This is a genomic window from Promicromonospora sp. NPDC050262 (assembly GCF_040655935.1).
Taxonomy (GTDB): Bacteria; Actinomycetota; Actinomycetes; order Actinomycetales; family Cellulomonadaceae; genus Promicromonospora.
In genome coordinates, this window is the sequence record NZ_JBFAKX010000001.1 from 476,483 (window position 1) to 491,415 (window position 14,933).

Annotated in this window: 12 protein-coding genes; 6 read left to right on the plus strand and 6 right to left on the minus strand. The window is 71.2% G+C overall.

The features are described from left to right. Positions 1 to 94 precede the first annotated feature (94 nt). A complete protein-coding gene (locus AB0I29_RS02090; protein WP_357477410.1) occupies positions 95 to 829 on the plus strand; it encodes a hypothetical protein in 735 nt (244 codons plus the stop codon). Between the two features lie 59 nt (positions 830 to 888). Here AB0I29_RS02090 and AB0I29_RS02095 read toward each other — a convergent pair whose 3' ends face one another. Beyond that, positions 889 to 2,127 carry a hypothetical protein gene (locus tag AB0I29_RS02095; RefSeq protein WP_357477413.1) on the minus strand — a complete coding sequence of 413 codons (1,239 nt, stop codon included), beginning with the start codon at positions 2,125 to 2,127 and terminating at the stop codon, positions 889 to 891. A 294-nt stretch (positions 2,128 to 2,421) separates the two neighbouring features. On the opposite strand from AB0I29_RS02095, the gene AB0I29_RS02100 reads away from it, so the two are divergent. The 3 genes from AB0I29_RS02100 (at position 2,422) to AB0I29_RS02110 (ending at position 6,561) form a co-directional block, all read left to right on the plus strand. Beyond that, positions 2,422 to 5,190, plus strand: coding sequence for a cation-translocating P-type ATPase (locus tag AB0I29_RS02100; RefSeq protein ID WP_357477416.1), 2,769 nt, complete (start codon positions 2,422 to 2,424; stop codon positions 5,188 to 5,190). A gap of 93 nt (positions 5,191 to 5,283) precedes the next feature. Then, positions 5,284 to 5,883 carry a hypothetical protein gene (locus AB0I29_RS02105; protein ID WP_357477419.1) on the plus strand — a complete coding sequence of 200 codons (600 nt, stop codon included), beginning with the start codon at positions 5,284 to 5,286 and terminating at the stop codon, positions 5,881 to 5,883. Between the two features lie 90 nt (positions 5,884 to 5,973). After that, complete coding sequence (locus AB0I29_RS02110; protein ID WP_285104274.1) at positions 5,974 to 6,561, plus strand: hypothetical protein; 588 nt, start codon at positions 5,974 to 5,976, stop codon at positions 6,559 to 6,561. A gap of 4 nt (positions 6,562 to 6,565) precedes the next feature. Here the strand turns inward: AB0I29_RS02110 and AB0I29_RS02115 are convergent, their stop codons facing one another. The 3 genes from AB0I29_RS02115 to AB0I29_RS02125 are packed head-to-tail and all read right to left on the minus strand — an operon-like array spanning position 6,566 to position 10,453. Then, entirely contained in the window at positions 6,566 to 7,783 is a 1,218-nt protein-coding gene (locus AB0I29_RS02115; protein WP_357477424.1) for a VWA-like domain-containing protein, read from the minus strand. Continuing rightward, the gene (locus AB0I29_RS02120; RefSeq protein ID WP_357477427.1) at positions 7,780 to 8,967 is read right to left on the minus strand and encodes a MoxR family ATPase; all 1,188 of its coding nucleotides are present in this window, start codon (positions 8,965 to 8,967) and stop codon (positions 7,780 to 7,782) included. The genes AB0I29_RS02115 and AB0I29_RS02120 overlap by 4 nt, the downstream gene beginning before the upstream one ends. A 43-nt stretch (positions 8,968 to 9,010) precedes the next feature. Next, the gene (locus tag AB0I29_RS02125; protein ID WP_357477431.1) at positions 9,011 to 10,453 is read right to left on the minus strand and encodes a hypothetical protein; all 1,443 of its coding nucleotides are present in this window, start codon (positions 10,451 to 10,453) and stop codon (positions 9,011 to 9,013) included. Positions 10,454 to 10,495: 42 nt separating this feature from the next. Here AB0I29_RS02125 and AB0I29_RS02130 point away from each other — a divergent pair, with 42 nt between their 5' ends. Beyond that, positions 10,496 to 11,167: a hypothetical protein gene (locus AB0I29_RS02130; RefSeq protein ID WP_357477434.1), complete on the plus strand. Its 672-nt coding sequence runs from the start codon at positions 10,496 to 10,498 to the stop codon at positions 11,165 to 11,167. Beyond that, positions 11,160 to 11,675, plus strand: a complete 516-nt coding sequence (locus AB0I29_RS02135; protein ID WP_285104266.1) for a DUF5063 domain-containing protein — start codon at positions 11,160 to 11,162, stop codon at positions 11,673 to 11,675. The genes AB0I29_RS02130 and AB0I29_RS02135 overlap by 8 nt, the downstream gene beginning before the upstream one ends. 130 nt (positions 11,676 to 11,805) lie before the next feature. Here AB0I29_RS02135 and AB0I29_RS02140 read toward each other — a convergent pair whose 3' ends face one another. Continuing rightward, the gene (locus AB0I29_RS02140; protein WP_357477438.1) at positions 11,806 to 13,695 is read right to left on the minus strand and encodes a translation factor GTPase family protein; all 1,890 of its coding nucleotides are present in this window, start codon (positions 13,693 to 13,695) and stop codon (positions 11,806 to 11,808) included. A 321-nt stretch (positions 13,696 to 14,016) separates the two neighbouring features. Beyond that, the gene (locus AB0I29_RS02145; RefSeq protein WP_357477442.1) at positions 14,017 to 14,901 is read right to left on the minus strand and encodes an AraC family transcriptional regulator; all 885 of its coding nucleotides are present in this window, start codon (positions 14,899 to 14,901) and stop codon (positions 14,017 to 14,019) included. Positions 14,902 to 14,933: the final 32 nt, after the last annotated feature.

The window sequence follows — 14,933 nt, forward strand, 5'->3', positions numbered from 1 at the left end:
CGTCGGCCGCCGTTTCTCGTGCTCCGGTGTATCTCGTGTGTGGGGGTTCAAGTCCCCCTCCGGACACTGGTGCGGCCATGCAGCACGAGCCGTTGTGTTCAGCACAGCAGTTGCTGCCACTGAGGGCCGGCTCCTGGCAGCAACTGCTCTGCTCAACACTGGCGCGATCAAGCATTTCGTCAGTGCGTACGCTTCCCCGATGGGCACCGACAGCTACGGCGGCATCGAGGTCAGGCACCCGGGTGCGAACAGCGACTGGTACGACGGCGAGCCGTGGTTCAAGATCCTCGATCTCTACCCGCTTCTCGAGGACGGCGGCCCGGCGGGCGCCTATCCGGCCTACGCCTACCTCTTCGGCATCCGGAACAGCTACGGCTTCGAGCCTCTGGCACCGGCGCGCGGGCTGCCCGACGACGTCTCAGGTGCCCTTCGCGACGATCTGCAGGGTTACATCGAGTCCGGAGAGCTGATCGCCTCCTGGATCGGGTGGGACGAACTCGCCGCGCTCGACCCGGATGAGCCGTTCGGACACATCATCGGCTACCTGGAGTCGAACGACGGCTCGCCGCTGTACCGCACACTGCTCCTTCAGCACGGTTGGACGGCCGAAGCGATCAAGTTCGCAGGACCAGCCGCCGTGTCGGCCGCGCTGACCCCGGCCGACGCGGCGACGTGGGAGCACGATGGCGCGACCTACTGGTACCGACCGATGACCCTCGGCTCCTACTTCGGAGACGGCACCCCGTGGGGCCACGTGCTGTCCGTCATGCGCGCACTCGCGGGCAGGTTCGGGTCCGAGGGCGTGCGGCTGATCGCGGCGTTCGACTGAACGTTGCTCCGCCGCTACCGGTGGCCGTCCGCGTCGACGCCGTGACCGGCCCAGCCCCGTCAGCGGTCGTAGAACTGCATCCTCCAGTCGACGGTCCAGTTGCCCGGTTCGTACTCCAACACGATCGGGCCGCTCGTCCCGCCCACGATCTGGTACGGCGTGATCTGGAGTGCGGTGTCGACCCCATGCGACGTGTTCAGGATGCCGTCGAACCGGTCGAGGGTGACGAAGGCGGCGAACGGGCCCCCGCAGACCTCGGTGGTCTCGCCGACGTCGGTGCGGACGGCCACCGCGACGTAGGACCGTCCGCTCGGCACCATGCCGACGCCGAACCAGGGACTCTCGGGGCAGTCCCCGGGGCCGTCGTTCGCCCACATCAGGGTCCGAGGCCCCCAGCTCGTCCCGGCCGAGCGGGTGTAGAACCGGTGCTCGTCGCCGGTCATCCCGGCCCAGACCAGCCGCGTGAGGGAGTCGCCGGCGGCGAGCTCGGCGCGGTTGCTGGTCCGGAGCTGGTAGGTCGGCATCGTGGTGCTGCTCGCCTGGCGCCACAGCTTGTCGCGCGCGAGCAGCGTCTCCCGCCCACCACCCTCGGTGACGAGCCGGAGCCGCGGCCTGGGATGGTCGACGGTGCCCAGCGCCACCGACGGGGACCAGGTCGTGGCCCCGGGCTGGATCACGGTCCGCCGGATCTCCGCCGTCGTCCCCTTCGGCGCCGCCCAGACCACGGTGACCTTGCCCGCGTCGTTGATGGCCACGTCCCTCGGCGCGTCCACCAGGACCGAGGGGACGCGGCGGGTGACCCAGGAGCCGCCCCGCTCCAGCCGGCTCAGGTACGCCCGCCCGCCCGCAGCGCTCCACAGCAGGGCGGCGTCTCCGTCCTTGTTGCCCACGAGCTTCGACCGCGTGACCTCCTGCGCGGTAACCGTCACGGGGCCGTCCCATCCCGTCCCGTCGAACAGCCAGGACACGCTTCCCGTGACCGCCATCGCGTAGTCCCCCGGCCCCGCGATCACGCCGCCCTGGGAGCTGGCGGGTACGTCGACGCGTGACCACTCAAGCCAGCGGCCGTGCTCGAGCCACGACTCGTCCTGGGTGCCGGGCCCGGGCAGGCTCACGCTGAACACGCGACCCGACCCCGAGACCGCCACGTCCCGGTGGACCTCCCCCTCCGGGCCGCTCCAGCCGGACGCCGGGTCGCCCGGAGCGGCGGACGCCGACGCTCCGGCAAGCAACGTCGTGGCGAGCAACGCCGCGGCAAGGGCACCGGCAGCGATGCTCGCGGCTGCAGTCCGCCGCATGATGCCTCCTGGGTCAGCGTCACCGCTGCCGCTCCGGAGCCCGTGGCGTCGTTGCCAGGGGCTGGGGCACGCGCGGTCTGTTCCGATGGTGGCACGGGCCCACGACACCCGACAGCCCTTTCACCCGTGCGTCACCTCAGGTCAGGCCGCCGCGGAGCGCCGAGGTCCCGGGCCCGGGCCACGGTCGCCCGTTTCGGGGGAGGCCCCGCGGGCCGCCGTCCGCCATCGTGTGCCTAGCGGACGAGGCGCCGACCTGCTCCAGGGTGCGCCCGCAGGACCGCGCTGGAGGCGACCATGTCGCGGACCGTGGGCCGGATCGCGGTGGACCCGGCGTCCACGCACGCTATCGAGGTCGCCAACCGGCTCCACGTGGACGTGGTACAGGGCCTCTCCCTTGCCGAGGCGGGCCGTCGGCTCCAGATGTACGGGCCGAACCGGCTGACCGCGGCCAAGAAGGAGTCGCCGCTGCAGGCTTTCGGGCGCCAGTACCGCGACTTCATGCAGATCGTCCTGCTGGTCGCGGCGGTGGTGAACCTCCTGGTCACCGGCGACGTCGGCACCTCGCTGGTGCTGGCCGGACTGACCCTGTTCAACGCCGTCATCGGCCTGCGGCAGGAGGCCAAGGCCGAGGAGAGCGTCGCTGCCCTGGCCAAGATGATGAAGACGGTCGCGCGCGTCCGGCGCGACGGGCAGGCTGTCGAGATCGACGCCGGGGACCTGGTGCCGGGCGACGTCGTCCTCGTCGAGGCGGGCAACCGTGTGCCCGCTGACGGCCGGATCACGCTCGCTGCCACGCTGGAGATCGAGGAGGCCGCGCTCACCGGGGAGAGCCTCCCGGTCGGTAAGTCGACCGACCCGGTGGCGGGCGACGACGTCCCGCTGGGGGACCGCACCTGCATGGCCTACATGAACACCGCGGTCACCCGCGGCCGCGGCGAGATGGTGGTCACCGCGACGGGCATGAACACCGAGATCGGGCACATCGCGAACCTGCTGGCCGGCACCGAGACGGACAAGACGCCGCTGCAGAAGCAGCTCGACGGCCTGTCCAAGATCATCGCGACGATCGCGGCCGTCGCCCTGGTCTTCGTGGTCGTGCTGGGGCTGGTGCGGGGCGAGTCGTTCGACACGCTGTTCATCACCGGCGTGGCGCTGGCGGTGGCGGCGATCCCGACCGGTCTGCCCGCCGTCGTGACCGCCCTGCTCTCCATGGGCACGCGTGAGATCGCGCGTCGCCACGCGATCGTCAAGCGGCTGCCCGCGGTGGAGACGCTCGGGTCGACGTCGGCCATCTGCTCGGACAAGACGGGGACCCTCACGCTGAACAAGATGACTGCCCGGGAGCTGGCGATCCCCGGCCAGCACGCCTTCACCGTCACCGGCGAGGGCTACGGCACCACCGGCGAGATCAGGCACGTGGGCGGCTCGCGTATCGACCTCGACCCGTACCTGCTGCCCATGGTCCTGTGCGCGGACGCCGTGCTCGACGGCGAGAGCCTGATCGGCGACCCCACGGAGGGCGCGCTGATCGTGCTCGGCGCCAAGGGCGGCCTGGACATCGACGCCACGCGGCGTGACTTCCCGCGCGTCGCCGAGGTGCCGTTCGACTCCGAGTACAAGTTCATGGCCACCTTCCACGAGATGGCCGACGACGCCGGACGTCCCGTGGTGCGCTGCTACGTCAAGGGTGCCCCGGACGTGCTGATCGCACGCGGTGCCGCCTACCGGTCCCCCGACGGCGCCGTCGTACCGATCACCGACCAGAACCGTGGCCTCGCGCTCGAGGCGAACAACCGGATGGCGAACTCCGGCGAGCGGGTGATGGTGGTGGCCCAGCGGGACATCGACCACGCGACGTTCGAGGCGGCGCGCGTGAGCGGCCGGAACCTGATCGCCCTGGTCACCGACCTGACGCTGCTCGCGATGGTGGGCATCGTGGACCCGCCGCGGCCCGAGGCGCGAGCGGCGATCGCCGAGTGCCGCTCCGCCGGGATCCGGGTGCGGATGATCACCGGCGACCACGCCTCCACCGCCGCCGCCATCGCCAGGGAGCTGGGTATCGAGGGTCGCGCCCTGACGGGCAACGAGTTCGCGGACCTGACCGACGACGAGCTGCTGGCCCAGCTCCACGACATCGGGGTGATCGCCCGCGTGGCGCCCGAGGACAAGATCCGGCTGGTGCAGCTGCTCAAGCGCTCGGGCAACGTGGTCTCGATGACGGGCGACGGTGTGAACGACGCGCCCGCGCTCAAGGCCGCCGACATCGGCGTCGCCATGGGTATCACCGGCACCGAGGTCTCGAAAGAGGCCGCGGTGATGATCCTGACGGACGACAACTTCGCGACCATCGTGAGTGCCGTCTCCTACGGGCGCAGCCTCTACGACAACCTCGTGAAGTACCTCCGCTTCCAGATGTCCACGCTGGTCGCCTACATCGCGATCTTCCTGATCGCGGGCATCCTGAACATCGCGGCCGGCACGCCGCTGAACCCCCTGCAGATCCTGTGGCTCAACATGGTGGTGGACATCCCGATCGCGATCGCGCTCGGCTTCGACCAGCCGACCAAGGGCCTGATGAGCAGGCCCCCGCGACCCGTCGGGGCGCCGGTCCTGTCCCGCGCAGCCTGGGTGCGGCTCTGCGTCCAGGGCGCCGTCATGACGGCCGGGTCGCTCTGGGCGTACCAGATCGGGACCGACGCCGGGGCCGTGGTCGCGGCCACCATGCTGCTCACCACGCTGTCGCTCTTCCACGTGGTCGCCGGCCTGCTGTCCCGCGACCAGCTCGGCACGATCTTCGACCGCGACGCCGTGCCCGGCGCCGCCCAGCTACGGCGCTACGGCCTGGCGCTGCTGGCGATCGTCGCGGTCACCACCATCGGGCTGCTCGAACAGGTCTTCGGTACGACGGAGCTCGACGGGCGGCAGTGGGGTGTCTGCATCGCGCTGGCGCTGAGCCTGCTGGTGATCGAGGAGATCATCAAGGTGTTCCTGCGCGGGCGTGCGGACGGGGGCGGCAGGGCACCGCGGATCGAAGCCGGGCGAGGGGCGGGGCGGGCGGTGTGAGGAGCTGGGGCCAAAGGGCGTGCACCCGTCTGAGATGATCCGGCACGAGCAGCTCCTGCTGCCTGCCGGTGACGAGGGAGCATGGTGGCTACGGTGGAGATCGCAGACGAGCCGACGGCGATGTTGCACTTCGGCACCGTGGGCGCACCCGATCTGCCGCGGCGAATCGACCTCCTGCTGACCACGAACGGCCTGGCAGCGTTGACGGGCGCAGAGTTCCTGCTGGATGTGGAAGCCGACTTCTCCGTACGCGATGGCCAGGACGTCATCCTCGCCGAGCCGTCGTTTCCCGTCGCCGAACTTGCCCGGGCCCTGGAGCTGTGGGCGCCGGAGGCGGACGAGCCGCGAGACGACTTCGCCTTCGACTCCATGGCGTACGAGGTCCCGGGCGCCGTGCGGATCGTCAACACGGTCGACGGATGGACGATCGGGTCCCACTACGGGCGGACGACGACGGAGCCGCGCCCCTGGCCGGTCGTTCGCGCAGAGATCTGGGCCTTCGTCGAGGCGGTCAAGGCAGCCACCCCCGTCGCGGTCCACGCCGCCACCGGCTCGATGATCACCGCGATCCTGGCCATGCACCGCGCCTTCGACATGCCCCTGGCCGACGCCAAGTCCTTTGTGGCGGACGCCGTCGGCGAGGTCGATCCGGTGAGCCCGTGGCCGCAACGTGGCGGCATGAATCATGCCTGACGCCGCGAACGGTCTCTTTCGATGATCGATCGTTCGCCGTCGACGAGTACCGCCGGCGGCGGGTGCGTGACCGGCCCTACGCTCGCGCCCATGGACGGCATCGAACGATCTGACGAACAGCGGATCGTCGGACTCCCCGAGACCTTTGATGACTCGGCGAGCTGGTACTTCGGCATCGAGCACTACAAGACTGAGTACCAGCATGGGCTCGACGCGATCACCGCCAGGCACGGAGATCGCCTGGACGCACTGGCAGGGCGAGTACTCAGGCGCACCTGGGTGCTCTGGGACGCCGAGGACGACTCGTGGTTCTCCGATGCGCCGGTACTGTTCGACTTCGGGAACGAGCAGCTCGAGATCCAGCACTACAAGTTCGACGAGCTCTCGATCACCTGGAACACCATCGATGCCCGGTCCGCAGTCCGTTGGCCGGAGAGCGAACTCGTCTGGAGCGATGACGCGCTGGCCGGCCTCTCGCACCTGCATGGGCAGCGGGTGCTCGCCGGGCAGCTTCTCGAGTGGCGGGGACCCGACCCCGACCTGGCGAACGGGATGGTCGCCGTCGGAGTCGTTCTCGAGAACGGTCGGGTGCTCGTCTACAACGCCCTCGACGAGAACGGTCTCGATTTCGGGCAGCCACGCCCTGAATACCGGTCCTGGTCCCTCGACACTCGATAACCCATCATCCGAGCCGTACCACGCGGGCCCACGACGGCGGCGACGGTCGTTGGTAGGTGCTGTCCTCGCGCCACTTGCTCGGTCGAGGGAACAGCCCCACCACCGTCCGGCACGACGGCCTGGCGGAGGGCCACGCCGTCTGGCCGTCGGTCAGGACCACGAGCGCGTCGGGCTTCGGGTGACAGCCGAGGGCTGCCGCCATTCCCGTCGTCAGGTCCGTGCCCCCGCCGCCGACGAGCGGGATCCCCTCCGTCTGACAGACGCGTCCCGCGGTCTGCACGGCCGCGTCGCACGAGAACACGGTCACCAGGTCGCGCCGTCCACCCATTGCCTTCAGGATCGCCGAGACCTCCAGAAGTGCGGTGCCGAGCTCGTCGTCGCTCACCGATCCGGACGTGTCGATGACCACGCTGACCCGCGGCGGCCGACGGCGCAGGCTGGGCAGAATCGCCCCGGGCAGCGAGGCACTCCTCCGACCGGGACGCCCGTAGGTGTAGTTGTCGCCGACGCCGCTGCTGGTCACCGCCGAGCGAAGGGCAGCGCCCAGCAGGTCGCGCCAGGTCTGCGGCGGATGGACGACGTCGTTGGCCCAGCGCTGCCACCCCGCGGGCGTGCTACCGGGTGCCCCGACGATCCCGCGTGCGACCCGGAACCTGACGGCCTCACGCTCCGACTCGGACAAACCGTGGGAGCTCCCCTGCCCCAGGTCCCATGCCCGGTCCTGCCCGTCGGCACCACTGCCGCAGTCGTGCCAGGCGTACGGGTCGGTCAAGGGACCAGGGCTGATGTCGTCGACGTACTCCTCCAGGAGCAGGCCCGGCTTCAGATGCAGCCGGGCAGGAGTGACGGCACCCGACGGCAGCGGCAGGTCGTCGTCGATGTCGTCGTTGATCTCGCAGTCGGCGGCAAGGTTGATCTGGAACGGCCGGACACGCGCCTCGGGGCCCGTCCGGGCCGCCACGAGGCGTTTGCCGCGACCGTGGTGGTCACGCAACAGGTGGGAGACCTCGTGCACCCACACCCCGGCGAGCTCGTCCAGCGGCGTCCGTTCGACGAAAGCCGGCGAGACGTAGCAGCACCAGTGCCTGTCGACGGCCATGGTCGGCACCGTCGAGGTCGGCACCACCTCCAGGGCGAACAGTGCGGTCGCCAGATAGGGGCGCAGGTGACAGGCCCTGAGCCGGGCCGCATACAGCTTCTCGGCATCCATGTTCGTCGTCACGCGCTCACGGGCAGCAGGCCGGCGTGCTTGCCCAGCGGCACCGCGACCGCGAGCCGTTCGATCGCGGCAGGTACCGCCCATTCCGGTCGGCGCAGTGTCGACAGGGTCATGACCGGCGTGACGAGCAGGTCGGGTGCGCCGGTGTCCAGGGCTCGGACGAGCACCTCCCATGCCGCGGTCCACCGGCCCTCGTCCGGCCGCTTCTTCACCGCCAGCACGACGGCGTCCAGGACCGCCAGCCGCAGGTCCCCCCGCTCGGGCAAGACAGCCGAGGCAGGGTCGGCGAGGAGTGTCTCCGGATCGGGCAGGTCGAGCCGGTCGATTGCAGCCAGCAGCTCGAAGCCCGGCCCGTCCCCTACTGCGCCCTTGACCAGCAGCGAGAGAACATCACGGTCCACGTCCGCTGCCGTGGCGAATGCGATGAGACGCAACGCCGTCTCCCAGCTGCGCGGCGACGGCCAGGCGCCGCCGCGACGAGTCTCGGTGGTCGGCAGCTGGTGCATGAGCGCGGGCCGCGCCTCGAGGAAGGTGCACACGGCGCGCCGGGCGAAGGCCACGGCATCGGGCAGATTCTCCGCGTCCAGCCTGGGCAGGACGGCGCTCGGCCAGGTCCCGCTCAGCCCGCGGACAACCACGTCGGGGTCGTGCCGCCAGGGTAGGTGGACGAACCGGTTGGCCAGCGGGGCACTCAGCTCCCACCCGTCGGCGGCCGAGCCTCGCGGGTTCGCCGCAGCCACGATACGGACGCCGTCGGGTAGCCGAAGCGCCCCGACCTGGCGTTCCAGGACGACCCGCAGGAGGGCCGCCTGCACCGCCGGCGGTGCCGTCGACAGCTCGTCGAGGAAGAGCAGTCCCCGGCCGGCATCGGCCAGGCGGACCGCCCAGTCCGGCGGGGCCATCGGCACGCCGAGACGCGCCGGGTCGTCACCGATGACCGGTAGGCCATTGAAATCGGACGGCTCGTGCACGCTCGCGATGACGGTGGTCAGGGGCAGAGCCAGGGAGTCGGCGAGCTGCGCGATCGCCGAGGTCTTGCCGATGCCCGGTTCGCCCCACAGGAGCACGGGGACGTCGGCGGCCACCGCCAGCGCGAGTGCGGTGAGCTGTGGTTCGGGTCGTGGTTCGGTGGTCGAGCCGGTGAGCAGAGACAGGAGGTCGGATGCGACCGAAAGCTGAGAAGTCATGGGTCACCTGTGAGTGGTAGAGGTCCGGCCGGGGCCGGGCAGGTCAGTGGGACGCCGCGAGAAGGCGGCGGGTGTGCCGGTCCCGCTGACGGCGGGGTGTGGAGGAAGCGACCACGCGCGCACGGAAGCTCTGGTCGGAGCGGGCATACGGATCGGGCGGAACCTCGGGGTCGATGTCGAGCAGCAGCGGCAGAAGGCCCGCCCGGTATGCGCCGTACGCGGTTCGTCCGGCCGCCACCGCGGCCAGCTCGTCCTGGAGGTCGCCGACCCGGAGCACTGCCTCGGGACCCAGGAGGTTCTCGATGACGGCCAGGGCGGAGTCGACGTCGCCGTGGTCGAGTCGTGCACGCACGTCCGCGAGCGCCGTCGGCGCACGGTGCAGCTGGTCGATGACGTGGAGGCAGGGCAGCGGCGTTCCGCCGAGCCGCGCCAGCAGCTCTTCGCGCCGGACCTCGTCGGGAGGGTGGTCGAGGGCGGTGAGGACGCCGTCGACAACCGCCAGTCGGTGCAACGCGCCGCGGCACTCGACCTGTCGTGTGCCCGGCGCCGACTCGGGGCGCCGGCTGCGGATGCTTCCGGGAGCCAGCGCATGGGCGACGAGCGGGTGCAGGTCGCCGGGCGCGATCAGCCCAGCCCGCAGGAGCAGGACGTCGGGTGGCACCCAGGTCGCGGCATTCGGGAGCACCGCAATGCCGGGGACCCGACGTCGTCTGGCCTGGGGCGTTCCGGAGAGCCGGCCCTCGTCGAGAAGGTCCGCCAGGTCTTCGGGCGTCGGCGGCCACGGGGTTCCGTCGTCGTCCAGGCGGAGGACCAGGCGCCTCGCGCCGAGGTATACCACGACGCCACTATCAGGCGCGCCGTCCGACTCGACGAGGAGTGCGGCTTCAGCCGCCCACCGGGTCACCGCCCAGTCCGACGGCGTAGCCACGGCCGGGTCGGGCCCGACCGGGGTTGCGGCCTCCGGCGCTCGCCCGGCTCGTTCGGCGAGCTCGTCGCTGCGCCGCACATCCCAGAGGTGCCGGTGCAGGTCGAGCCGGAATCGCCGGTCGGGATGTGGCGCCGCCGCGTCGGCGGCGTCCCACCACGCCAGGCTCATCCGTTGCGGCCCGGCCGCCCACGCGGGCGGTGTCCGGACCACCAGGTGCCCGGTGCCGCCGTCGGGCAGGTGGTACCGGGCGAGCGTGCAGCTGGTACCGGGCCGGAGCAGGCCGTCGGGCAGCACCCGCGGCATGTGCCAACGCAGCAGGTCGGGTGCGAGGTGGCGGAGGTCCGCCCGGACCGCAGAGGGGAGCTCGGCGCCGTGACGATGTCGAAGGTCGCGCAGGTTCACGTCAAGGTCCACGTGCGCGGCCGCGCAGGCGCCCGCCCAGTCGCCCATCTGACGGCGGGCCGTGGAGATCTCGATCATCGGCGGCGGTACGGCGTACTCACGTACCCGCTGCCAGGAAAGGAGCCGGAGGTTCTCGGTCGACCTCGATGAGTGCATCAGCACTCACCTTCGGTGTACCGGACCCCCAATCTGGTGATCGTGAAGGTCATCATCGGGAGGGAGGCTAGCAGGCCGGATGCTCGACCGGTAGCCTCCGTGACGATGAAGCTCGTGGACGACCCGACGGCGGCTCTAGCGGGCCTGCCGATCGAGGACGGCGGCCTGACCGGGATGGACGCCGTCGGATGGCTGGACAGCACGTGGGTCCTGCACGACTTCGAGCTCGAGGTCGCACGTGAGCCGGCGAGTGACCTCGTGTGGGAGCGGAGACGATGGGCCGACGTCGCGTCTGAGCCAATCAGTCCTCGCCTCCAGTCGAGCACGAGGCCGCCGAGCTCGTGGCTACTCCCGCGGGAGCTTGGCGGCACCACGACCGAGGGCTCGATGCAGGGCGAGAGTGTTCGCGGGTTGCTCGAGGTCCTGGCCGGCGTTACCAGGGTTACCGACACGTGTTACGCGTTCTATGCGCAGATGACGACGTGGGACTTCGACTCACTGGCGCTGTACGAGATGTCGTGGGACGTCCCGCATGTCTTCGGTTCGGTGAATCTTCCCTCGTCCAGTCCGTCAAACCTCTGGCCCGCGGACAAGTCATGGTTCGTCTGGACCGACTATGACCTGTGCGCCACAAAGGTGAGCGGAAGTCCGGAGCTCATCACGGCCGTCCGCACACACGCGCTGCTCGAGACAGTGGAGTGGCCCCGTGACTGAGGACCCGGACCTGGACGGCCCGGCCTTCGTCGCGTTCTTGAATGCCGCGAAGGCGTATTGCACCGAGGTCGAGGCCGTCGGGGCCGAACCGCCCGACAGCGCGGACGAGAGGGCGATGGTCCTCGGGTTCAGGGCACGGGTCGCGGCGCTCTTGGCCGCGGCTGTCGCCCTTCCCGACGTCGAGGTCACGACGTCGGAGATCTCGCCGAGTATCAGTCACGAGGCCTGGAGCGCCAAGTTTGCCGCCCTGGACAGGGCTCTCGGTCCGGCGGCGACCTACTGGGCCGCCTTACCGACCGCCGGCACTGAGGCTGATGTCGCACTGGTGCCACTCGCCGACGACCTGGCCGACATCTGGCGTGACCTTCGTTCGGCGCTGGACTGGCTGGACTCCGGCGCGGACCCAGCCGATGTTCTCTGGGAGTGGCGGTTCGGGTTCGAGACGCACTGGGGCCGGCACGCGACCCAGGCACTTGGCGCATTGCACGCAGCCGCCGTGAGTTCCTGACGACTCGACCACCATGCAGTTGCTGCCAGGACCTGCCCGGTCCTGGCAGCAACTGCATGCCCGATTTGTGGAGCCGGCAACGGAGCCGGCGGTGGAGCCGGCAGCGCAACCCCGCACCGCTCGCGGCGCGTCACGCCCACGCCCCCTCCCGCACCGGTTCGAACCGGTCGTGCTCCGTGCGGCACATGCCCTCCCCGTGGGTCAGGCCCGGCAGGTCCCGCTGCAGCGCGGCGACGCTCCCCGCCGGGATCTCGCCGCGCATGACGACGATGCCGCCGCTCCCGACGCGCGACTCGAACGGCACCCCGCCCAGCCGGCCCACCAGCGAGGCCACCGGTCCGACGGTGTCCTCCGGCAGCTCGATCACGAACCGGTGCACCGGCTCGCACACCACCGTCCCGGCCCGGCGGACCGCGGCGGCGAGCACGCGCGGCGCCAGCCCGCGGAAGTCGGCCCCCGTGCTGGACATCGCCTTGTTGAACTTCTGGTGCATGTGGCTCTGTCGGGGTGAGTAGCCCGAGTGAGTCATCACCACGCGGGCGTCGGGAACCGGGAACCGCAACGGACCGCGAGCGAGCGAGCGGCGCACGGTGTCCTCGGTCGCGTCGAAGAACGCGGGCGGCATCGACCCGCGCTCGCACTCCAGCTCGAACCTCACGCCGCTCCCCGGGGCCGCGGGCTCGACCCGCAGCCCGATCGTGGCGTGGAACTCGTTGCCGTTCTGCTTCTTGATCTCCAGTGCGTGCCCGCTGCCGACCAGCCGCTCGGTGCGCGCCGTCCGGACCTCGCCGAACCGCGCGTCGACGCGGTACTCCCGCTGCAGGATCGCCGCCAGCACCTCCCGCTGGACCTCGCCGTACAGGGAGACGGTCATCTCCTCGTCGCGGCGGCGCACCTGGATGAGCGGGTCCTGCTCCGCCAGCTCGGACAGCGCCGCGTACAGCCGCCCGCGCGCGGCCGGTTCGGCGTCCACCACCGTCTCGTACGACGGCGGCGGGAACTGGCTCGCCCGCTCGTCCCCCGGCCGCTGCGGCCCGACGACGTCGCCGACGCGCGCTGTCGCCAGCCCCTGCACGACGGCGATCTGGCCGGGCCGCGCCGTCGAGCGCGGTTCGAGCGTGCCGCGGTGCGCGACGCGCAGCCCGGTGATCCGCTCGGACCTCCCGTGCCCGAGGTCGATCCGGTCGCGGACCCGCAGCGCGCCGGACCGCATCCGGACGAACGCCCGCTTGCGGCCGTCCTCGCGGTCGATCGCGAAGACGACGCCGGACGGCCCGTTGGTCCCGGCGGCCGGCAGCGGATCCGAGTCGGGCTCGGCAGCGTCGTCTGCTCGCGCGTCCCCGGGCGACGCCGGGCCGCCGCCGTCGGCCACGACCGGGAGGTACGTTCCCAGCGCGGCGGTCAGGTCGGGCATGCCGACGCCGGTCACCGCCGACCCGAACAGCACGGGGTGCGCGGCCCCACGGCGCGACTCTCCCGCGAGCCAGGCCCGCAGGCCGTCGTCGGGCAGGGGCTCCACCCGGACCGCGGGTGTGCCGGCGTCGAGCACCCGCTGCACCGGCAGGACGTCGGGGCTGAGGCGGCGCGCGACGGCGTCGGCCACCGCCTCCGGGCGCGCGCCGCGCCGGTCGATCTTGTTGACGAACACGATCACGGGCAGCCGCAGCCGCTGCAGGGCGCGCATCAGCACGAGGGTCTGCGCCTGCACGCCCTCGACGGCGGACAGCACGAGCACCGCGCCGTCGAGCACGGCGAGGCTGCGGTCCACCTCGGCGATGAAGTCGGGGTGGCCCGGTGTGTCCAGCACGTTGACGGTGACGTCTCCCGCGGGGAACGACGCCACGGACGCGCGGATGGTGATGCCCCGCTCGCGCTCCAGCGCGAGCGAGTCGGTCAGGGTATCGCCGCCGTCGACGGAACCGAGGCGGTCGATCACGCCCGAGTGGTGCAGCAGGCGTTCGGTCAGGCTGGTCTTACCGGCGTCGACATGAGCGACGATCCCGAGGTTGAGGTACGACAAAAGCAGTCACGTCCGTGGTCAGGTGGGTCAGGGCACGGGGCGTGACAGCTGTCATCGGTGTTCCAATCTCTCGGGTTGCCCCGACCCTGCCCTCCCGACCGAGGCCGGGGCAACGGTTTATTCGGCCGGCCTGCCCGTCGCACCGGGCCACCGACCAGGGTCGCCGTCGCGTCCAGGGGGTACTCGTCCGCATTCGCTCCGCCATGTTCAGGCCATCACAGGAGCCGTCATGGCGCGAACACTTCTGGCCTCCGGCGGATCGTGCGTCACAGGCCGAGGGGATGGACACTCGCCGTCCCAGACGCGCGCTGCAGGCCTCCCTCAGACGTCGGCGAGACGCGCCGGATCGACACCGGCCAGGCGGGCCGCGTCCTGGCCCGGCGGGAGCCCGAACAACCGTCGGTACTCGCGGCTGAACTGCGAGGCGCTCTCATAGCCGACGGCGAATCCGACGGCAGCCACGTCGCCCGGTTCGGCCAGTAGCCGGGCTCGCGCCGCCTGCAGCCGGATCACCTTCTGGAACTGGATCGGCGTCATGGTCGTGACGGCCCGGAAGTGGCGGTGCAGAGAGGTCACGCTCATCCCCGCGACCCGTGCCACGTCCTCGACCCGGAACAGATCGGCGTGGTGCTCCCGGATCCAGCGGATCGCCCGGCCGACCTGCACGACGTTGCCGTCGCCCAACCCGATCTGCCGAACTGTCCCCCGCTGCGGACCGGTGAGCAGCCGCCACACCAGCTCGCGCTCGGCCCCGGTCCACAGCACACGCTGGTCGTCGGGTCGGTCGAGCAGCCGGAGCAGCCGGACCACCACGTCGAGCAGCTCGTCGCCGGCCGAGCTGACCCCGACCCCCGGAGACGGCCCGCCTGCCGCCGGAAGCGGTGCGTCCAGGACGAGCTCGGCGATGAGCGTGGGTCGGAGGGCCAGGCCCATCACCAGGTAGGGCTCGGCGGCAGAGGCTCTGCTGACATGGGCGATCACCGGGAGCTCCATCGATGCGACCAGGAACTCGCCGGCGCCGTACGTGAAAACGCGCTCGCCGAGCACCGCGCGCTTCGCGCCCTGCACGACGAGCACGAAGACGGGAGCGGTCTGACCGGGCATGGGCTCGGTCGGACCGTCACTACGGTGCAGGACCAGCCCCGCCGGCGTCGCACCCCCGGCGTGGCGGAGGACCAGCTCGCGTATCTCTGGCAACGCACTCACGGTCCCACAGTGTCAACGTTGGAAGGATCAGG